This is a genomic window from Streptomyces durhamensis, from assembly GCF_000725475.1.
GTDB lineage: Bacteria > Actinomycetota > Actinomycetes > Streptomycetales > Streptomycetaceae > Streptomyces > Streptomyces filipinensis.
Map to the genome: position 1 here is coordinate 35,048 of NZ_JNXR01000008.1, position 19,758 is coordinate 54,805.

Sequence of the window (19,758 nt, forward strand, 5' to 3'; positions counted from 1 at the left end):
ACTTCTGTCTGCATACGAGGAACACGTGGGACATCTCGAAGCCTCGCGCATCGCCCATCTCCTGCCGGACGGCACGCCCCTGCTGTCGGAGGCCTCCTTCCGGGTCGGCGAGGGCGCCAAAGTGGCGCTCGTCGGATCGAACGGATCCGGTAAGACCACGTTGCTGCGCATCATGGCCGGTGAACTGCAGGCCCACGAGGGGACGGTCGTGCGCAGCGGCGCCCTGGGCTACATGCCCCAGATGATCGGCGCGCTCGGCGACGACGTGACGGTCGGGGACCTGCTGGTCTCCGTCTCCGCGCCGGCCGTCGCACAGGCCGCCCGCAGCCTCGCGGACGCCGAGGACGCGATGATCCTGGAGGACACGGAGAGCGCCCAGCTGCGCTACGCCCAGGCCCTGTCCGACTGGGGGGACATCGGGGGGTACGAGGCGGAGGTGCACTGGGACGTCTGCACCCGTGCCGCACTCGGCAGGTCCTTCCAGGAGGTGCGCCACCGCTCGGTGACCACGCTCTCCGGCGGCGAGCAGAAACGCCTGGCCCTGGAGGCGCTGCTGCGGGGCCGCGACGAGGTGCTGCTGCTCGACGAGCCCGACAACTACCTGGACGTCCCCGCCAAGCAGTGGCTGGAGCAGGCCCTGCGCGAGACGCCGAAGACCGTGCTGTTCATCTCCCACGACCGGGAGCTGCTGACCCGGACCGCGGACCGCATCGTCACCGTCGAAGGCGGTTCCGTCTGGTCCCACGGGGGAGGGTTCGAGGGGTACCACGACGCCCGCCGCCGGCGCCACGCACGCATGGAGGAGCTCCTGCGGCGCTGGCAGGAGGAGCACAAGCAGCTGAGGACGCTGGTGCACACGCTGCGCGAGCAGGCCCGTATCTCCGACGACATGGCCTCGCGCTACCGGGCCGCGCAGACCCGCCTGCACAAGTTCGAGGCCGCGGGACCGCCCGAGGCGCCCCCGGTGCGCGAGAGCCTGTCCATCCGGCTGGCGGGCGGGCGCACCGGGGTCCGGGCGGTCGTCTGCGAGGGCCTGGAACTCACCGGCCTCACCCGGCCCTTCGACTGCGAGATCCACTACGGCGAGCGGGTCGCCGTCCTCGGCGCCAACGGCTCCGGCAAGTCACACTTCCTGCGTCTGCTGGGCGGCGCGGAGGTGGCGCACGGCGGCGACTGGCGGCTCGGCGCCCGGGTCGCGCCCGGCCTGTTCGTGCAGACGCAGGAACACCCGCACCTCGCCGCGCGCACCCTCGCGGAGATCCTCTGGGCGGAGCACTCGTGCCAGCGCGGCCAGGCCCTGTCCGCGCTGCGCCGCTACGGCCTGCACAAACGGGCCGACGACGCCTTCGGCGTGCTCTCCGGCGGGCAGCGGGCACGCTTCCAGATCCTGTGCCTGGAGCTGAGCGGTGCCACCCTGCTGCTCCTGGACGAGCCCACCGACAACCTGGACGTGGACAGCGCCGAGGCCCTGGAGGAGGCACTGTCGAAGTTCCAGGGGACGGTACTCGCGGTCACCCACGACCGCTGGTTCGCCAGACAGTTCGACCGCTTCCTGGTCTTCGGTTCCGAAGGCACCGTGTACGAGTCCACGGAACCGGTCTGGACCGGCCAGGGCGCCCGCGCACGGAGGCAGCTGCGGCCCGTGGGCTGAGAAAAGACCCCGCCTGTCCTGCGTTTTCGCAGGACAGGCGGGGTCCGGGCTGTGGAGCCTAGGGGAGTCGAACCCCTGACATCCGCCATGCAAAGACGGCGCTCTACCAACTGAGCTAAGGCCCCGGAAAGCAGCGGCCGGCCGGAGGAATCGTCTTCCGGCGGCGCCGCAGACCAGAGTACCGGGTCACCCCCGGTATCCGGCAAAAAGATTGGGGGTCCCCGCGGATGACCACTCTCCGTAAGATGCTCGGCGTGGTTCGCTACAGCGAACCGCGGTTTTTCAGGGGAAGCGATGGGGAGACGCAATGGACGCCGCACAGCAGGAAGCCACCGCGAGAGCGCGGGAGCTGCAGCGGAACTGGTACGGGGAGCCGCTGGGGGCGCTCTTCCGTAAGCTCATCGACGATCTCGGGCTGAACCAGGCCCGGCTCGCTGCGGTCCTGGGGCTGTCCGCTCCGATGCTCTCGCAGCTGATGAGCGGCCAGCGTGCGAAGATCGGCAATCCCGCTGTGGTGCAGCGGGTGCAGCTGCTGCAGGAGCTGGCGGCCCAGGTCGCGGACGGCAGCGTCAGCGCCGCCGAGGCGACCGATCGCATGGACGAGATCAAGAAGTCACAGGGGGGCTCCGTGCTCAGCAACACCACCCAGACCACGAGCGGTTCGGGCGCGCCGACGGTCAAGCGGGTGGTCCGCGAGATCCAGTCGCTGCTGCGCTCGGTGGCCGCCGCGGGCGACATCATCGACGCCGCGGACAGCCTCGCCCCGAGCCATCCCGAACTGGCGGAGTTCCTCCGGGTCTACGGCGCCGGCCGCACCTCCGACGCCGTCGCGCACTACCAGTCCCACCAGAGCTGAGGCCCACGGCCCGGCGCACCGAAGGGGTGCGGGCGCCGGGCCGGGGTGCCGCACCACGAGGGGGACGGGCTCCCGGCCGCGCGGCACCGGTGCACGGACCGCGTGGGACCGGCGTGACAGGGGGGAACGGCGGGGTAGGGGGAAGCAGGGGGCCGGGGGCGAGCCGCGGGTTCAGGGGGAGGAGCGAGGGGCTGCCATGGGTGAGGTGTTCGCCGGACGCTACGAGCTGGCCGATCCGATCGGACGCGGCGGCGTGGGCGCCGTATGGCGTGCCTGGGACCACCGCCGGCGGCGTTATGTGGCCGCGAAGGTGCTCCAGCAGCGCGACGCCCACTCCCTGCTGCGTTTCGTGCGGGAGCAGGCCCTGCGGATCGATCACCCGCACGTCCTCGCCCCGGCCAGCTGGGCCGCGGACGACGACAAGGTGCTGTTCACCATGGACCTGGTCGCCGGCGGCTCGCTGGTCCACCTCGTCGGCGACTACGGCCCGCTGCCGCCGGCGTTCGTCTGCACCCTGCTCGACCAGCTCCTGTCCGGCCTCGCCGCCGTCCACGCCGAGGGCGTCATCCACCGGGACATCAAGCCCGCCAACATCCTCCTCGAAGCCACCGGGACCGGCAGGCCGCGGCTGCGGCTGTCCGACTTCGGCATCGCCATGCGGCTCGGCGAACCCCGGCTGACGGAGACCAACCTCGTGGTGGGCACGCCCGGTTATCTGGCGCCGGAGCAGATGCTCGGCGCCGAACCCGACTTCCCGGCCGACCTGTTCGCCGTGGGCCTGGTCGCGCTGTATCTCCTCGAAGGCGCCAAACCCGACGTCAAAGCGCTCGTGCAGTACTTCGTGGAGCAGGGGACGCCCGGCCCGCCCCAGGGCATACCGGAACCGCTCTGGCAGGTCGTCGCCACGCTGCTCCAGCCCGACCCGGCCGCCCGTTTCCGCACCGCCACGGGTGCGCGCAAGGCCCTCGCCGCCGCGGCGGAACTCCTGCCGGAGCCGGAACCGGACGACGAGTCCATCGAGATCTTCGACCACCCCCCGCCGATCCCGCCCGGGTTCGCCGCCGAAGGCCCCCTCAGGAGAGCGTCCGGCGTGGCGCTGGAGCTGGCCGAGGACACGGATCCCGGTGCCGGCACGGGTACCGATGCCGGGGACGCGGCCGGCGGGCGGGCGGACGCCGACAGCACCGGCTCCCTCTCGGACACCGGCAGTTTCCGTCTGCCGCCGCCCCGGGAACCCTCGGCCCCCGAGCCGTACCCCCCGTCCCGGACCGCCGCTCCCGCCCCCCACCCGCCGCAGGTCCAGCAGCCCCCGCCGCCCGCTCAACCTCCGCTCCACCAGCCGTACTTCTCCCCCGGCGCCCCCTCCGGGAGCCCGGTGCCCGGGCACCGCGCCGACGCCTCCACCGCTTCGTACACCGCTCAGGACGCGCAGGTCCCGCCTTCGGCCCCACCGCTCTACAGCGTCCCCGCCCCGGCCGCTCCCGCCTCGGACGTCCCCGCCCCGGCCGCTCCAGCCTCGGACGTACTCGCACCGCCCGCCCCCGCCCGGAGACACCGGGCACGCCGTGCGAGCCGGCGGCGCCGGGCCGGGCCACCGGCCGGGGCCGCGATCCCGCTGCTGCTGCTGGCGCTCGCCTGCTACGCCGTGGGCTTCTGGGCGCTGACCCGCGTCTGAGTCCGCCGGGCCGCCACCGTCCAGCCGGCGAGCACCACCAGCAGCACGGTCCCCAGGCCGATCCCGCCGATCGCGACCAGCCGCATCACACGGTCTGCGCCCCCCGTGCCGCCGGTGAGCACCGCCGCCCGGTCCTGCTCGGTGACCCTGAACACGTCACCCGGTACGGGCCGCCCGGCGTACTCCGGCCCCGCGTGGGCCCGCCCGGCCACCCGGACCCGCAGCGTCACACCGAACGGACCCTGCCCGAACGTGCCGGTCAGCTGCTCGCTGAGGTGCAGGACCAGGTAGTAGTCGCCGGCGAAACGGACGGAGTTCACGGCGGCGGGCACGGCGTCGCGGTTGGCGTACTCCACCGGCGGCAGCGGGGCGAGCACGGCGGACTTACGGGTGCCGGTGTAGCCGAGCGCGACGTCCTCGACATAACCGCGGACGGGGTTGTAGACGGACAGGTCCAGGGCCCCGCCGACATAACCGTGGCCCTGGGCGCCGCTCAGTTCGACGGAGGCGTTCAGGTCCCGGCCCCAGTCGACCGGCACCTTGTAGAACCGCGTCTCGCCGGGCACGAGCGCGGTGCGCCAGACCCCTTGCCCCAGCGGGCGGGCCGCGGCGAACCCGGTGCCGCCCACGCGGTCGAGGGCCGCACCGGCGAGCGGCTCGGGCGTGGCGGAGTCCCAGGCCGGCGGCGGGGAGCCGGTGCCGGCCCGGGCCGGGCGCGGTTCCGTGACGGGCGCGATCTCCAGGGCCCAGCGCCGGGCCGGGGCGGCCGTACCGGAGCCGTCGGCGTCCAGGCGCTGGACGAGCACGTAGTACGTCCCGCCGCCCCGGCACAGCCCCTTGCCGGCCTCCCGCTGTCCCAGCGCGGTGACCGGGCGCGCGCTGAGCCCGGCACCGAAGCGGGCGGAGGCGAAGGAGCAGGGGGTGCCGCGCGCGTCCCGGACGGACACCTTGATGCCGTCGGTGGCGGAGACGGTGCTGTGCGGCGGGGGTACGGCGGTGACGGGGACGTACGCCGTGTCGGCGGCCGTGAGGTCGAGCCGGTAATAGAGGCTGCCGTTCCTCGGCAGGGAGCTTCGGTAGGTACGGCCGGGGTCCAGCCGTTCGGCCGTGGCGGTGCCCGCCGCGCCCGCGACGGTACGGGCGCCGGGTGCGAAGGCGTACGACGGCGTCACCGTGTACGGGGCCGCGGCCGCGGTGGCCGCCGGCAGGACGAGCAGTGCGCACAGCCCCGGCACCAGGGCCCTTCGCAGCACGCCGGGGACCGCCCCGCGACCGTACCGCTGCCACCACGCCGTACGCCGCCCTCGCCCCCGCACCTGCCGCCCTCCCCGTCGTCACCGTGCGGCCGGCGCGCTCGCCGTGCCGGATCGCGTCCCATCCTGCCCCGAGCGTGCCCGCGCCATCCGGGCAACGCGTACGGCCGTCCGAAACGCCCGGCAACGCCCCCGGGGCGTCCGCGCGCCGGCCGGGCGCTCCCCGAAACGCCTACCGCACCCCTCCGGCTCCCGCAACACGAGGAGGGAGCAACACAAAAACCCCGACCGCGAGGGCGGTCGGGGTCTGTTCAGACGCTGTTGTCGGCACTCACGAACCCGTGGGCACGGAGTCAGTCGCCTCCGTCCACAGATCCTGCTCGGCGCGATCCGCCTGGATCTGGCGGTACACGAGGAGCCCGCCGATGGCGGCCAGTGCGACCAGGAGCAGCTTCTTCACCGCGCGACCTCGTCTTTCCTTGACGTAGGGGACCTCTGGCGCCCGACTATACACACCGACCGATATCGATCGGTGACCTGCGCCGGGCCTCAACTCCCGCCTCCGGCAGCGCATTAGCCCAGGTCCGGCGCCGTTCCGATCGGAGGGTGATCACACCCCCACGGACGGTTACTTTGCTCCCTTTTCGCACGCCCTCACGAGGCTTTGCGGGTTTTCCGACCCCCTTGCGTCCATCCGGGTGGTGTTCATCGGAACATCGCCGCGCCACGGGCGTCGGTCCACCACTTCACAGCGCGCATACACATCATGAGGAAAGTACGCAAATCGCCCAACCCGAAAGTGAGGGGCCATGGCCGAGAACAAGGTCATGAAGCTGTGGACCGCCATCGTCACCGCCTTCTTCGCGCTCTGCTCGGCGCTCGGACTCGTCGCCGCCTCGTCCGCCGCCACCGCGGCGGCCGCACCCCGCAACGAGAACCCCCGCACCGGCACCGCGCACCGGACCATCCCGGCGGCCCCCACGATTCCGGCGACACATCACTGGGCCTGGTCCCACGGCAGGGCCCTGCCCCCCACGATGAAGCAACGCATCCGGGCCGAGGCCCACGGAAAGTCCCCGAGCTGCCGGCACCGGCCCCTCGCCGACGGACAGGCGGAGACCGTGACCATCCCCGAACAGGCATCGGCGGCCAGACTCGACTGCTGAGGCTCCGGCCCCCGCAGTACCGCAACGTCTCGACACCAAGGCGACTTGCGTACGCACCAGTCGAAACGGAAAGACCCCCGGCCGGGATCGGCCGGGGGTCTCGCGCTGTTCCCCCCGGTGAGCTGTAGTTACCTGGGACCATGACCGACACCCCCAGCACGCCTCCGCATCAGGTGGCGCGCGCCGCCATGACCCGGCTCGTCACCGTCGTCACCGCTGTCCACGGCCCCTCCGCACGGTTTCTGCCGGACGCCTACGCCTCCCTGTGCGGGCAGCGGCTTCCCGAGGGCTGGGAGTGGGAGTGGGTGATCCAGGAGGACGGCACGTCGGACCAGGTCCGGCCCCGCGTCCCGAACGACGCGCGCGTGAGCTTCCGCCAGGGACGGCCGGGCGGGCCCGGCGTCGCCCGCACGATCGCGCTGGCGCGCGCGGGGGGCGCGTATGTGAAGGTCCTGGACGCCGACGACCAGCTCACGCCCGGCGCGCTGGCCCGCGATGTGGCCGTGCTGGAGGCGGACCCCACCGTCGGCTGGACGACGTCCCGGGTCCTCGACCTGCTGCCCGACGGCTCGACGGCGGGCTTCCCCGGCGACCCCGGCGACGGCCCCCTCGAACGAGGTGCCGTGCTCGGCCACTGGAAGCGCAACGGCTTCCGCGCACCGGTCCATCCGGCGAGCCTGTGCGTCCGACGGGAGCTGCTCCTCGCACTCGGCGGCTGGATGGCCCTGCCGGCTTCCGAGGACACGGGCCTGCTGCTGGCGCTGGACGCGGTGAGCCGCGGCTGGTTCCGCGCGGAGGTCGGCCTGCTGTACCGCAAGTGGGAGGGCCAGGTCACGGGCCAGGCGTCGCACGTCGACCCCGTCGAGCGCGAGGCCCGCATGGCGGTCGCGGAGGCCCGGGCCCGCGCGCTGGCCGCGCTCGCATGGGCCTACCCGGCCGGTCCGGGCAGCCCTCGGTCCGGTTCCTGAGCCGGGCGGCCGCCCGCCGCGCTACTCGCCGAGCAGGATCGCCTGCGAGGGGCACCTCTCGGCCGCTTCCCGCACCTGCGGGTCGTCGCCCCGGCCCTCCCGGCCGGGCTGTACCACCCCGTAGCCGTCCTCGAACACGAACACCGCCGGCGCCCGGTGCGCGCACTCGGCGGAGCCGTAGCACAGGGCGCGGTCGACGGACACCTTCATACGTCCTCCCGTCGTCGACGACCCCGGCCGACAGGTCCGGCCGCAGGCCGACTCGATGATCTCCAGAAAGTCACTGCCCGCCAGGACACCCCCCGAACCGACGACCACGCCCCGCCTCCCCCAGGCCCGAGGGCGAGCCGGACCGCAAGAGCCTCTCCTCCACCGCGGCGACCACGCCCGGCGCCCACGCACCGGCCCAGCGCATGGCTGCGTCGCCACCTCGCCCACGGCCCGACCACCGGCCCCCGCCCCCCGCCCGCCGCCCGCCGTCGGATCGCCTCGCCGCCCGCCGTCGGTCGTCTATCGCTCTCCGCCCGCGACCGAGAGCCAGTGGGCCACCCGGCGGACCGTGGGCTCGTCGAGCAGGTCGGCCATCGCCCGCACCGCCTCGCCGTCCTCGGCACCGAGGTCGTACAGGCCCGCCTTGCTCAGCCCGGCCATGAGCACTTGGTGCCGGCGGTCCGTCATGCGTTCCGCGAGCTTGGCCGATCCGCCGGAGCCGGGCGCGGGCCCACCGGCCGGGGCGGCGGGAGCGGGGGCGGATTCCCTGCCGGGCGGGGCGTCGTAGCGGCGCCAGCCACCGTCCTCGGGCCCCCACAGCACGACCGTCACCTCCTCGCCGCGCGCCCGTACGGTCTGGGTCATGTCCCCGACGGCGTACAGCACGGGATCCCGGTCGGGCGACTCGGCGCCCACCGTCCAGGAGTCCTGCGCGGGCCGGTGGAACATCGCGACCCAGCGCGGAGCACCGGGCGGTCGCGGACACGAGGGACGCTTCTGCATGTCGGTCACTCTCCCCTTCGGGAACGCGGGTGAAGGGGACCATATCTGACGATGCGTCAGATAACCAGGGCGGGCCGGGCCCGCTGCGCGCTTCTGGTCTCCTCACGGCCGGCGTGGCACCCTGCCCGCACCCCGGAGCGGGGATGCGGTGTCGTCCCGGACGAGGAGGCCGAGGATGAGCGGACAGGAAGGAACGGCGGCCCGAGCGGTCACCGACGCCGAGGCGCTGCGCAGGCTCCACGGAGCCCGCGCGCACAGCGCCTACGACCGCGCGGTCGCCGCGTGCCGGTACGCCGCTGTCGCCCAGGACGCGGCCGTGGCCGTACCGAGGGATCCCGTGGGCCGGGCCGCCAACGCGCTGCGCCTGTCGGCCGAGTCGCTCGCCGCGCTGAACGCGAGCGCCCCGGACCCGGCGGCGGACGCCCGCTGCGCCCGCAACGCCGCCGCGACCGCCGCGCTGGCCGCCCAGGTGGCCGCGGCCCGGGACGGCAACACCCCAGACGGCACGGACGGTACAGAAGGCACGAACGGCACAGAAGGCGCAACCGCCTCCGCCGCGGCCCTGCGCGCGGCGCTCGCGGCGTCCCGGGCCGCCGCGCTCGCGGCCGGCGGCAGTGCCCTGGGGCGGGACGCGGCGCTCAACGCCTCCGCCCGGGAAGCCGAGCGGCGCGCCGTCGCCACGGCCCGGGCGGCCGGCTGGCTCGACATCCGCACGGACGTACACAGGGACACCCGCTGACGCACACGCCGGACAGCGAACGGAAACGCGCTGACGCAGACGCCGGACAGCGGGGAAGCCGCACCGCCCCCGCCCGCCCGGCACCGGTCCCTCCCCTCGTGGGGACCGGTGCCGAGCGGTGCGGAGCGTCGACTCGTGCCATGTCGGCTCGGCACGGGTCGAAGCAGCGAGCCGTTCGGAAAGCACCCGGGCCACCCAGGGGGTGGAACTTGGCCGAGATGCTTCGGCGCCACGGGCCGGCTCTCCGAACGCAGGGCCGTGGCCTGTCCGGACGGTTGTGAAGGCTCCGCTACCGGGTCCGGATCCTGCCATCTGCGGCCCGCGCGGAGGAGACCTCGGACCTGCCGTCCCGTGCTTATTCGCAGGTCAGGCATATAGGGTGGGTTTTCCGGTCCGGACGTCCAGACTCGGGGGGAAGTAAAGGGGTGGGACCTTGAGTTCCGACTCAGGGACACGCACAGCTTTCGCCGAGCGGCTCGCGCTGCTGTACAAGGAGGCTGGAAACCCTCCGCTCAAAAGCGTCGCCGAGGCGGTCGTACGGCTGCAGCGGGTCGACGAGCGCGGGCGGCCCGTGCGGGTGTCCGCGCAGCGGATCAGCGACTGGCGCCGGGCCAGGAACGTACCGGCCCAGTTCACCGCTCTCGCCGCGGTGCTGCACATCCTGATCCCGGAGGCGCGGCGGCTGCGGCCCGCGCCGGTGTCCACGGGTCTGTACGACCTCGTGCACTGGCAGCGGCTGTGGGAGCGCGCGCTGGCCGACCCGGTCGGCGACCGGCCCGCACCGCCCGCCGAGGAGGACCGGCGGCAGCCCGCCCAGGCCCCGCCCGTCGCCGGCGGCGTGTGCCCGTACCGCGGCCTGGCCCCCTACCGGCAGGAGGACGCCCGCTGGTTCTTCGGCCGGGAACGGAGCACGAGCGCGCTCGTCGCCCAGCTGCGCGCCGCGGAACGCACCGGCGGCCTGGTGATACTCGTGGGCGCCTCGGGAGCGGGGAAGTCGTCCCTGCTCAACGCCGGCCTGGTGCCCGCCGTCCGCGGGGGCGCCCTGCGCGACGGCCAGGGCGCGGGCGTACCGTCCCAGGCCGCCGAGGACGGCACCGCCGACTGCGTGCTGCACCTCGTCCCCGGTGCCGACCCCCTGGGTGAGCTGGTGCGCCGCATCCCCGACCTCAGCGCCGTCGCCGCCGACGCGCGCCGGGCCGAGCAGGAGGCCACGGAGAATCCGGCGGCTCCCGGGTCCGACTCCCCGCGCGTGGCGCGGGCGGCGCGGAAGGCCGTGGCGGCGTGGGCGCGCCGCACGGCACCCGGCGAGATACGGCCGGTCGTCATCGTGGACCAGTTCGAGGAGGCGTTCACCCTCTGTCCCGACGAGGCGGACCGGCGTACGTTCATCCAGCTCCTGCACGCCGCCTGCACCGCGCCCCTCGGCGCGGACGACCCCGCCCCGGTGCTCGTCGTCCTCGGCATCCGCGCCGACTTCTACGAGCAGTGCCTGCGCTACCCCGAACTCGCCGACGCGCTGCAGCACCGGCACATGGTGCTCGGCCCGCTGACCAGCGCCGAACTGCGCGACGCGGTGACCGGACCGGCCAAGGCCGTGGGCCTGGAACTGGAGGCGGGGCTCGCCGAGCTGATCCTGCGCGAGGTGAGCGCCGACGGCCCGCGCGGGGCGCACGACGCGGGCGTGCTGCCGCTGCTGTCGCACGCCCTGCTCGCCACCTGGCAGCGCCGCAAGGCCGGACGGCTGACGCTGGCCGGCTATCGCGCGGCGGGCGGGATCCAGGGGGCCGTCGCGGCGACCGCCGAGCGTGCCTGGTCGGGGCTCGACCCCGCGGCCCGTACGGCCGCCCGGCTGCTCCTGCTGCGGCTGGTGAGGCTGGGCGAGGACACCCAGGCCACCCGCCGGCGCGGCACCCGGCGCCAGCTGGCGCAGGAGTCGGCGGACCCCGGCAAGACGGAGGAGTCCCTGGAGGCCCTCGTGCGGGCCCGGCTGGTGACGCTGGACGCGGACACCGTGGAGATCACCCACGAGGCGCTGCTGCACGCCTGGCCACGGCTGCGGCACTGGATCGTCGACGACCGGGGCGACCAGCTGCTGCGCCAGCGGCTGGAGGAGGACGGCCGGTCCTGGGAGGAATCGGGCCGGGACAGCTCGCTGCTCTACCGGGGCTCCCGGCTGGAGCAGGCGCGCACCTGGGCGAGATCGGCCGGGGACACGTATCTGACCCGTACCGCCGTGGAGTTCCTGGCCGCGGCCGTCCGGCTGCGCAGGCGTTCGGTGTGGCTCAGCCGGGCCGCGGTGGCGGCACTGGTGGCGCTGGCCCTGGTCGCGGGCGGTACGGCGGTGATCGCCTGGCAGCAGCGCGACGACGCCGTGTTCGAGCAGGTGCTCGCCGAGGCCGACCGGGTCCAGCACACGGATCCGTCCCTGGCCGCCCAGCTCGACCTGGTCGCCCACCGGCTGCGCCCGGACGACGAGGGCACGTACAGCAGGCTGATCTCGATCGTGAACGCGCCGCTGGCCACCCCGCTGTCCGGCCACACCGGTGCCGTCTACCTCACCTCGTTCAGCCCCGACGGCAAGACCCTCGCCACGGCCAGCTACGACCGGACCGTCCGGCTGTGGGACGTGGCCGACCCCAGCCACCCCAAGCCGCTCGGCAGGCCGCTCACCGGTCACCGCAGCTGGGTGAGCAGCGCGGTCTTCAGCCCGGACGGGCACACCCTCGCGAGCGCCGGCGACGACGGCACGGTCCGGCTGTGGGACGTGACCGACCCCGGCCACCCCGAGCCGCTCGGCAAACCGCTCACCGGCCACCGCGGCACCATCTACCTGGTCGCCTTCAGCCCGGACGGGCGCACGCTGGCCTCGGCCGGCGAGGACCACACGGTACGGCTGTGGAACACGGCCGACCCGCGCCGGACCACGCAGCGACAGGTGCTGCGCGGGCACACCGCCGCGGTACGCAGCCTGGCGTTCAGCCCCGACGGCCGCACCCTCGCGGCGGGCGGCGACGACGACACGATCCTGCTGTGGAACATGGCCGACCCGCTCCGTCCGAAGCCGTACCCCACGGCGCTGAAGGGCCATACCGACCTCGTGCACTCCGTGGCGTTCAGCCCCGACGGCCACACCCTGGCAAGCGGCAGCGCGGACGACACCATCCGCCTGTGGAACGTCACCGACCCGGCCCGCCCGTCCTCGCTGGGCCCGCCGCTGACCGGCCACTCCGCACCGATCTGGTCGGTGGCCTTCAGCCCGGACGGCCACAGGCTGGCCGCCGCGAGCGCGGACAGCACGGCGAGCCTGTGGGACGTGAGCGACCCGGCGTCCCCCTCACAGGTGGGTGAGCCGCTGGCGGGCAGCAGCGGGGAGATGTACGCCCTGGGGTTCAGTCCCGACGGGCGGACCCTGGCCACCGGCAGCGGCGACAGCAAGGTGCGTCTGTGGTCGCTGCCGACCTCGGACATCATCGGCCGCAGCGGCGCGTTCCGGCCGGACGGGCGGGTGCTGGGCACGGCGGCGCGGGACGGCAGGCTCCGGCTGTGGGACGTGACGCGCCCCGACCGGCCGGTGCTGCTGAGCAAGCCGTTCATGCGGGGCGACGCCGGGCACCGTGCGCTGCGGTTCTCCCCCGACGGCCGCGCCCTCGCCGTCCTCACCTACGACCACGCGGTGTACCTGTGGAACGTCCGCGACCCGTCCCACCCGGTCGCCGCCGGCGCGCCCATCGCCCTGCGCACACGCTTCGCGGGGCCGGGCACCCTCGCCTTCAGCCCGGACGGCCGCACCCTGGCCACCGCCTACGACGACACCACCATCCAGCTGTGGGACATCACCGACCCCGCGCACCCCGCCGCGCTCGGCAAGCCGCTGAGGGGCCACCGGGGCTATGTCAACGCGATCTCCTTCAGCGCCGACGGCCGCACCCTCGCCTCGGGCAGCGCGGACAGCACGGTCCGCCTCTGGAACGTCACCGACCCGGCCCGGCCGACCGCGCTCGGCCGGCTCACGGACCACTCGGGTCCCGTCAACGCGATCGCCTTCAGCCCGGACGGGCGTGTTCTGGCCAGCGGCAGTGACGACGACACGGTCCGGCTGTGGAATCTCGGCCACCCCGCCTCGGCGACCGCGCTGGGAAAGCCGCTCATCGGCCACACCGAGGCGGTCAAACTGCTGACGTTCAGCCCGGACGGGCGGGTTCTGGCCAGCGGCGGCAACGACAACACGGTCCGGCTGTGGAACGTCACCGACCCCGCCTCGGCGAGCCCCATCGGCCAGTCGATGAACCCCAACGCCAGGTCGGGCACCTTCCTGTCGTTCAGCCGCAGAGGCAATGTCCTGGGGCTCTCCAGCGGCACCGACACGGTCCGGCTGTGGCGGCTGGACGCCGACGCGGCGATCGGGCACATCTGCTCCGTCACCCGGGGCGTACTGACCCCGCAGAAGTGGCACGAGTACCTCCCCCGCCTCTCCTACGACCCTCCGTGCGGTCGGTGATCGGCCAACCTGACTCGTTCCTGCCTGACTTCGCCCCACAAGGCGCCCGCTCTTGTTACCCTTGGCCACAGCCCGATCGCTGGTGCATCCCCCGTCGCCAGCGGTCGGGCCTTTTTGTGCCCGTTCACCGCCCCCAAGGCAGCGGCGGTCCGACCCCCGGAACGCCGAAGACCCCCAGCCGATACCGGCTGAGGGTCTTTCGAACTGGTGGGGCTAACAGGATTTGAACCTGTGGCCTCATCCTTATCAGGGATGCGCTCTAACCAACTGAGCTATAGCCCCGCCGCGCTTTGCGGTGTGTCCCGCGCGCTGACTCCTGAAGATTAGCGCACGACCACGTCAGTCCCAAAATCGGTTGTCCGGGGACTGTCAGGTCAGGGACCCGCAGGCGGTCACTCGTCCTCCGCCAGGGTCAGCTCGACGCCGCCCACGAAGCCCGCGGAGAGGTTGTAGATGAACGCGCCGAGCGTCGCGAGCGCCGTGGCCAGGACCACGTCGATGACCGCGATGATCGTCGTGAACGTCAGGACGTGGGGGAGCGACAGGAACGCCTGCAGGTCGAAGCCGTTCGCCTCGTTCGAGCCGGTCGCCTCCGAGATGGTGCCGCCCACCGTCGAGAACACGCCCATCGCGTCCATGACCATCCACAGCACCGCCGACGCGACGATCGTGCAGATGCCGAGCGCGATGGAGAGCAGGAAGCTGACCTTCATCACCGACCACGGGTCGGCCTTGGCCACCCGCAGCCGGGCCTTGCGGGTGCGCGGCGCCGTGCGCGCACCCGTGCGGGGACGGCGCACGGCCCCGGCGGGCGCCTGTGCCGGGTAGGCCTGCGGCGGGTGGTACGGACCGGCGGGCTGCTCCGGGCGCCGCTCACCGGGCAGCGGGGAGGGCGGCTGCTGGGCCGCGCCGGCCGCGGCCGGGCCTCGGGTGTCCGTCACAGTGCCCCCCTGGGATCCAGACGTGCCGGCGGAGTCCGTCCCGGACACCTTCACCGGCTTCAGGTTGGTCGTGTGCGGGTCGGTCACGCTCCCCGCACCCGTCCCGTTCGCGGCGGAGCCACGGCCGCCGCCGTCCGTCTCCGTACCCGTGGGGGTACCGGCCGATCCGGCGCCCGTGGCTCCGCTCACGATGACTCACTCCTCGTGCCTACTCGGCCGAGGGCGCCTCACCCTCGTCCGTGCCGGTGGTCGCGGCGTCCTCGGCGGCCTCGTCGACGACGTCCCCGCCGTCGACCTCCTCCGCCTCGCGCCCCGCCTCGGCGTTACGTGCGATACCGACCACGGCATCGCGCTTGCCCAGGTTGATCAGTTGGACGCCCATGGTGTCACGGCCCGTCTCCCTGACCCCGCTGACTCGCGTGCGAATCACACCGCCGGAGAGGGTGATCGCGAGGATCTCGTCACTCTCCTCGACGATCAGCGCGCCGACGAGCGAACCGCGGTCCTCCACGATCTTGGCGGCCTTGATGCCGAGGCCGCCGCGGCCCTGGACGCGGTACTCGTCGACGGCGGTCCGCTTCGCGTACCCACCGTCGGTGGCAGTGAACACGAACGTACCCGGTCGAACAACATTCATCGACAGAAGTTCATCGCCTTCACGGAAACTCATCCCCTTCACGCCGGAGGTGGCGCGGCCCATCGGGCGCAGGGTGTCGTCCGAGGCGGTGAACCTGATCGACTGTGCCTTCTTGCTGATCAGAAGCAGATCGTCGTCGGCCGAGACAAGTTCGGCACCGATCAGTTCGTCGTCCGTTCCGTCCTCGCGCTCGCGCAGGTTGATCGCGATCACACCGCCGGAGCGAGGCGAATCGTAATCCTTCAGAGGCGTCTTCTTGACCAGACCGGACTTGGTGGCCAGCACCAGGTACGGCGTCGCCTCGTAGTCGCGGATCGCCAGGATCTCGGCGATCGCCTCGTCCGGCTGGAAGGCCAGCAGGTTGGCCACGTGCTGGCCGCGCGCGTCCCGGCCGGCCTCGGGCAGCTCGTACGCCTTCGCCCGGTACACCCGGCCCTTGTTGGTGAAGAACAGCAGCCAGTGGTGGGTCGTGGAGACGAAGAAGTGGTCGACGATGTCGTCTTCCTTCAGCTTCGTGCCGCGCACGCCCTTGCCGCCGCGCTTCTGCGCCCGGTAGTCGTCCGTCTTGGTCCGCTTGACGTAACCGCCGCGCGTGACCGTGACGACGATGTCCTCCTCGGCGATCAGGTCCTCGATGGACATGTCGCCCTCGTACGGGATCAGCTTGGTCTGGCGGTCGTCGCCGTACTTCTCGACGATCGCGGCCAGCTCCTCGCTGACGATCCCGCGCTGGCGGACCGGGGAGGCGAGGATCGCGTTGTACTCGCTGATCTTCGCCTGGAGTTCGTCGTGCTCCTGGACGATCTTCTGCCGCTCCAGGGCCGCCAGGCGCCGCAGCTGCATCTCAAGGATCGCGTTGGCCTGGATCTCGTCGATCTCCAGGAGGCCCATCAGGCCGGTGCGCGCGACCTCGACGGTCTCGCTGCGCCGGATCAGCGCGATGACCTCGTCGATCGCGTCCAGGGCCTTCAGCAGGCCGCGCAGGATGTGCGCGCGCTCCTCGGCCTTGCGCAGCCGGAAGCGCGTACGGCGGACGACGACCTCGATCTGGTGCGTCACCCAGTGGCGGATGAACGCGTCCAGGGAGAGCGTGCGCGGCACGCCGTCGACCAGCGCCAGCATGTTGGCGCCGAAGTTCGTCTGCAGGTCGGTGTGCTTGTACAGGTTGTTCAGCACGACCTTGGCGACCGCGTCCCGCTTCAGGACGATGACGAGGCGCTGGCCGGTGCGGGACGACGTCTCGTCGCGGACGTCCGCGATGCCGCCGATCTTGCCGTCCTTGACCAGGTCGGCGATCTTCTGCGCCAGGTTGTCCGGGTTGACCTGGTACGGCAGCTCGGTGACCACCAGGCACTGCCGGCCCTGGATCTCCTCCACCTCGACCACCGCGCGCATCGTGATGGAGCCGCGCCCGGTACGGTACGCCTCCTCGATGCCCTTGCGGCCCACCACCAGGGCACCGGTCGGGAAGTCGGGGCCCTTGATGCGCTCCATGAGCGCGTCCAGCAGCTCCTCGTGCGAGACGTCCGGGTTCTCCAGGTACCACTGGGCGCCGGCCGCGACCTCGCGCAGGTTGTGCGGCGGGATGTTGGTCGCCATGCCGACCGCGATACCGGCCGAGCCGTTGATCAGCAGGTTCGGGAAGCGGGCCGGCAGGACGGTCGGCTCCTGGGAGCGGCCGTCGTAGTTGTCCGTGAAGTCGACGGTCTCCTCGTCGATGTCGCGGACCATCTCCATCGACAGCGGCGCCATCTTGCACTCGGTGTACCGCATGGCGGCCGCCGGGTCGTTGCCCGGGGAGCCGAAGTTGCCGTTGGAGTCCACCAGCGGCATCCGCATCGACCACGGCTGCGCGAGGCGCACCAGGGCGTCGTAGATCGAGGAGTCGCCGTGCGGGTGGTAGTTGCCCATGACGTCACCGACGACACGGGCGCACTTGTAGAAGCCGCGCTCGGGGCGGTAGCCGCCGTCGTACATCGCGTACAGCACGCGCCGGTGGACGGGCTTGAGGCCGTCCCGGACGTCGGGCAGCGCACGGGACACGATGACGGACATCGCGTAGTCCAGGTACGAGCGCTGCATCTCCGTCTCGAGCCCGACGGGCTCGACACGCAGGGTGATCTCGCCGTCCTCGGTCTCGGGGTTCTGCGGAGTGTTCTCGTCGGCCATTGCTGGTGAAGATCCTTCCTGGTGCGGTCAGCTGAGACCGACTCAGATGTCGAGGAACCGGACGTCCTTGGCGTTGCGCTGGATGAACTGGCGACGGGCCTCGACGTCCTCGCCCATCAGGACCGAGAACAGGTCGTCGGCCTGGGCCGCGTCGTCCAGGGTGACCTGGCCGAGGACCCGGTGCTCCTGGTCCATCGTGGTCACGCGCAGCTCCTCGGCGTTCATCTCGCCGAGGCCCTTGAAGCGCTGGATCGAGTCCTCGCGGACGCGCTTGCCGCGCTGGCGGCCCATCTCGATCAGGGCGTCGCGCTCGCGGTCGGAGTACGCGTACTCGATGTCGTCCCGGCCCCACTTGATCTTGTACAGCGGAGGACGCGACAGGTACACGTGCCCGGCCTCGACCAGCGGCCGCATGAAGCGGAACAGGAAGGTCAGCAGCAGGGTGCTGATGTGCTGGCCGTCGACGTCGGCGTCCGCCATCAGGATGATCTTGTGATAGCGGAGCTTCTCGATGTCGAAGTCCTCGTGCACACCCGTGCCGAAGGCGGAGATCAGCGCCTGGATCTCCTGGTTCTGCAGGATCTTGTCGATCCTGGCCTTCTCGACGTTGAGGATCTTGCCGCGGATCGGGAGGATCGCCTGGTACTGCGGGTTGCGGCCGGACTTGGCCGAGCCGCCGGCGGAGTCACCCTCGACGATGAAGATCTCGCACTTGGTGGGGTCGTTCGACTGGCAGTCGGACAGCTTGCCCGGCAGGGACGCCGACTCCAGCAGGCCCTTACGACGCGTCAGGTCGCGGGCCTTGCGGGCCGCGACGCGCGCGGTGGCCGCCTGGATGCCCTTGCGGATGATGTCCGCGGCCTCGACCGGGTTGCGGTCCAGCCAGTCGTTGAGGTGCTCGTAGACCGCCTTCTGCACGAAGGTCTTGGCCTCCGTGTTGCCCAGCTTGGTCTTCGTCTGGCCCTCGAACTGCGGCTCGCTGAGCTTGACCGAGATGATCGCGGTCAGACCCTCGCGGATGTCGTCACCGGTGAGGTTGTCGTCCCTCTCGCGCAACAGCTTCTTGTCGCGCGCGTACTTGTTGATCAGGCTGGTGAGGGCCGCGCGGAAGCCCTCTTCGTGCGTGCCGCCCTCATGGGTGTGGATGATGTTGGCGAACGAGTACACGCCCTCGCTGTAGCCGCTGTTCCACTGCATGGCGACCTCGAGGGACAGGCTCTTGTCCTTGTCCTCGGCCTCCAGGTCGATCACCGTCGGGTGAACGACCTCCCCCTTGCGGGAGTTGAGGTACTTCACGAAGTCGACGATGCCGCCCTCGTAGTGGTAGGCGACCGACTTGACCTCGGCCTTCTCGTCCGCGCCCGCCTCGTCCGCACCGCTGGTCGCCTTCGCCGACTCGCGCTCGTCGGTGAGTTTGATCGTCAAACCCTTGTTGAGGAACGCCATCTCCTGGAAACGCCGCGACAGCGTCTCGAAGGAGTACTCGGTGGTCTCGAAGATGTCGGGGTCGGCCCAGAAGGTGACCGAGGTGCCGGTCTCCTCCGTGGCCTCGTGCTGGTCGAGCGGGGCCGTCGGGACGCCGAGCTTGTAGTCCTGCGTCCAGCGGTGGCCGTCGGTCCTGATCTCGACGGCGACCTTCGTGGACAGCGCGTTCACGACGGACACACCCACACCGTGCAGACCGCCGGAGACGGCGTAACCGCCGCCGCCGAACTTGCCGCCCGCGTGCAGCACGGTCAGCACGACCTCGACGGCCGGCTTGCCCTCGGAGGGCACGATGCCCACCGGGATGCCACGGCCGTTGTCGACGACCCGGACACCGCCGTCGGCGAGGATCGTGACGTCGATCGTGTCGGCGTACCCGGCCAGCGCCTCGTCGACCGAGTTGTCGACGACCTCGTACACCAGGTGGTGCAGACCGCGCTCGCCCGTGGAACCGATGTACATGCCGGGCCGCTTGCGGACCGCGTCCAGCCCTTCGAGCACGGTGATGGCGCTGGCGTCGTAGGAGGCGGAGGCTGCGCCAGAATCTGCGGCCTCGCCGGACACGGGAGCCTCGGCGGGCTCGCCGTTCACGCCGGCGTCGGTGGACGGGATGTTCTCGTTGGGGTTGCCGGAATCGGCCACGAAGCGCCCTTTCTGGCACAGCACGAGCCGGGCTCGTCGGCGGGGTTGCCGGAGCGGCTGCGGCATGTTGCGTTGGTAAGCCTTG

At 72.3% G+C, this 19,758-nt stretch carries 14 protein-coding genes and 2 tRNA genes; 7 read left to right on the forward strand and 9 right to left on the reverse strand.

Going from position 1 to position 19,758, the window contains the following annotated elements:
• The first annotated feature begins 25 nt into the window (after positions 1–25).
• Positions 26–1,651 carry an ABC-F family ATP-binding cassette domain-containing protein gene (locus tag IO33_RS0113715; RefSeq protein WP_031164294.1) on the forward strand — a complete coding sequence of 542 codons (1,626 nt, stop codon included), beginning with the start codon at positions 26–28 and terminating at the stop codon, positions 1,649–1,651.
• A gap of 52 nt (positions 1,652–1,703) precedes the next feature.
• On the opposite strand, the gene IO33_RS0113720 is transcribed toward IO33_RS0113715, so the two are convergent.
• Positions 1,704–1,776: transfer RNA gene (locus IO33_RS0113720), tRNA-Ala, on the reverse strand.
• A gap of 182 nt (positions 1,777–1,958) precedes the next feature.
• Between IO33_RS0113720 and IO33_RS0113725 the strand changes: the two genes are divergently transcribed.
• Both IO33_RS0113725 and IO33_RS0113730 read left to right on the forward strand, forming a co-directional pair.
• Positions 1,959–2,507, forward strand: a complete 549-nt coding sequence (locus IO33_RS0113725) for a helix-turn-helix domain-containing protein (protein ID WP_031164296.1) — start codon at positions 1,959–1,961, stop codon at positions 2,505–2,507.
• Positions 2,508–2,703: 196 nt separating this feature from the next.
• On the forward strand, positions 2,704–4,182 hold the full coding sequence (locus IO33_RS0113730; RefSeq protein WP_031164298.1) for a serine/threonine-protein kinase: 1,479 nt from the start codon (positions 2,704–2,706) through the stop codon (positions 4,180–4,182).
• Here IO33_RS0113730 and IO33_RS0113735 read toward each other — a convergent pair.
• Together IO33_RS0113735 and IO33_RS51695 are read right to left on the reverse strand one after the other, a co-directional pair.
• On the reverse strand, positions 4,146–5,435 hold the full coding sequence (locus IO33_RS0113735; protein WP_245235781.1) for a hypothetical protein: 1,290 nt from the start codon (positions 5,433–5,435) through the stop codon (positions 4,146–4,148). The genes IO33_RS0113730 and IO33_RS0113735 overlap by 37 nt on opposite strands.
• A 331-nt stretch (positions 5,436–5,766) precedes the next feature.
• Positions 5,767–5,895, reverse strand: a complete 129-nt coding sequence (locus tag IO33_RS51695; protein WP_003999697.1) for a DLW-39 family protein — start codon at positions 5,893–5,895, stop codon at positions 5,767–5,769.
• 349 nt (positions 5,896–6,244) lie between these two features.
• Between IO33_RS51695 and IO33_RS0113745 the strand changes: the two genes are divergently transcribed.
• Together IO33_RS0113745 and IO33_RS0113750 are read left to right on the forward strand one after the other, a co-directional pair.
• Positions 6,245–6,601, forward strand: a complete 357-nt coding sequence (locus IO33_RS0113745; protein WP_031164302.1) for a DUF6344 domain-containing protein — start codon at positions 6,245–6,247, stop codon at positions 6,599–6,601.
• A gap of 188 nt (positions 6,602–6,789) precedes the next feature.
• The gene (locus tag IO33_RS0113750) at positions 6,790–7,569 is read left to right on the forward strand and encodes a glycosyltransferase family 2 protein (RefSeq protein WP_031164303.1); all 780 of its coding nucleotides are present in this window, start codon (positions 6,790–6,792) and stop codon (positions 7,567–7,569) included.
• Between the two features lie 21 nt (positions 7,570–7,590).
• Here the strand turns inward: IO33_RS0113750 and IO33_RS0113755 are convergent, their stop codons facing one another.
• Positions 7,591–7,779, reverse strand: coding sequence for a ferredoxin (locus IO33_RS0113755; RefSeq protein ID WP_031164305.1), 189 nt, complete (start codon positions 7,777–7,779; stop codon positions 7,591–7,593).
• Positions 7,780–8,079: 300 nt separating this feature from the next.
• Positions 8,080–8,562, reverse strand: a complete 483-nt coding sequence (locus IO33_RS0113760; RefSeq protein WP_031164307.1) for a hypothetical protein — start codon at positions 8,560–8,562, stop codon at positions 8,080–8,082.
• 175 nt (positions 8,563–8,737) lie between these two features.
• On the opposite strand from IO33_RS0113760, the gene IO33_RS44120 reads away from it, so the two are divergent.
• Positions 8,738–9,301, forward strand: coding sequence for a hypothetical protein (locus IO33_RS44120; RefSeq protein ID WP_037685385.1), 564 nt, complete (start codon positions 8,738–8,740; stop codon positions 9,299–9,301).
• Between the two features lie 433 nt (positions 9,302–9,734).
• Positions 9,735–13,799 (forward strand): WD40 repeat domain-containing protein, encoded by a 4,065-nt coding sequence (locus IO33_RS0113770; RefSeq protein WP_031164309.1) that lies wholly within the window; start codon positions 9,735–9,737, stop codon positions 13,797–13,799.
• 205 nt (positions 13,800–14,004) lie between these two features.
• On the opposite strand, the gene IO33_RS0113775 is transcribed toward IO33_RS0113770, so the two are convergent.
• The 4 genes from IO33_RS0113775 to gyrB all read right to left on the reverse strand — a co-directional run bounded on the left by IO33_RS0113775 (position 14,005) and on the right by gyrB (position 19,697).
• Positions 14,005–14,081, reverse strand: a tRNA-Ile gene (locus IO33_RS0113775).
• Positions 14,082–14,191: 110 nt separating this feature from the next.
• A complete protein-coding gene (locus tag IO33_RS0113780) occupies positions 14,192–14,929 on the reverse strand; it encodes a DUF3566 domain-containing protein (RefSeq protein ID WP_031164311.1) in 738 nt (245 codons plus the stop codon).
• 19 nt (positions 14,930–14,948) lie between these two features.
• The gene (gyrA, locus tag IO33_RS0113785; RefSeq protein WP_031164314.1) at positions 14,949–17,546 is read right to left on the reverse strand and encodes a DNA gyrase subunit A; all 2,598 of its coding nucleotides are present in this window, start codon (positions 17,544–17,546) and stop codon (positions 14,949–14,951) included.
• Positions 17,547–17,588: 42 nt separating this feature from the next.
• Complete coding sequence (gene gyrB, locus IO33_RS0113790; protein ID WP_031164316.1) at positions 17,589–19,697, reverse strand: DNA topoisomerase (ATP-hydrolyzing) subunit B; 2,109 nt, start codon at positions 19,695–19,697, stop codon at positions 17,589–17,591.
• Between the last annotated feature and the right edge of the window lie 61 nt (positions 19,698–19,758).

Excerpts from the sequence above, each read along its gene's own strand:
- IO33_RS0113755 (WP_031164305.1), bottom strand. The coding sequence starts at position 7,779 with ATGAAGGTGTCCGTCGACCGCGCCCTGTGCTACGGCTCCGCCGAGTGC.
- IO33_RS0113725 (WP_031164296.1), top strand. The coding sequence starts at position 1,959 with ATGGACGCCGCACAGCAGGAAGCCACCGCGAGAGCGCGGGAGCTGCAG.
- gyrA (WP_031164314.1), bottom strand. The coding sequence starts at position 17,546 with ATGGCCGACGAGAACACTCCGCAGAACCCCGAGACCGAGGACGGCGAG.
- IO33_RS0113730 (WP_031164298.1), top strand. The coding sequence starts at position 2,704 with ATGGGTGAGGTGTTCGCCGGACGCTACGAGCTGGCCGATCCGATCGGA.
- IO33_RS44120 (WP_037685385.1), top strand. The coding sequence starts at position 8,738 with ATGAGCGGACAGGAAGGAACGGCGGCCCGAGCGGTCACCGACGCCGAG.
- IO33_RS0113745 (WP_031164302.1), top strand. The coding sequence starts at position 6,245 with ATGGCCGAGAACAAGGTCATGAAGCTGTGGACCGCCATCGTCACCGCC.
- IO33_RS0113760 (WP_031164307.1), bottom strand. The coding sequence starts at position 8,562 with ATGCAGAAGCGTCCCTCGTGTCCGCGACCGCCCGGTGCTCCGCGCTGG.
- IO33_RS0113750 (WP_031164303.1), top strand. The coding sequence starts at position 6,790 with ATGACCCGGCTCGTCACCGTCGTCACCGCTGTCCACGGCCCCTCCGCA.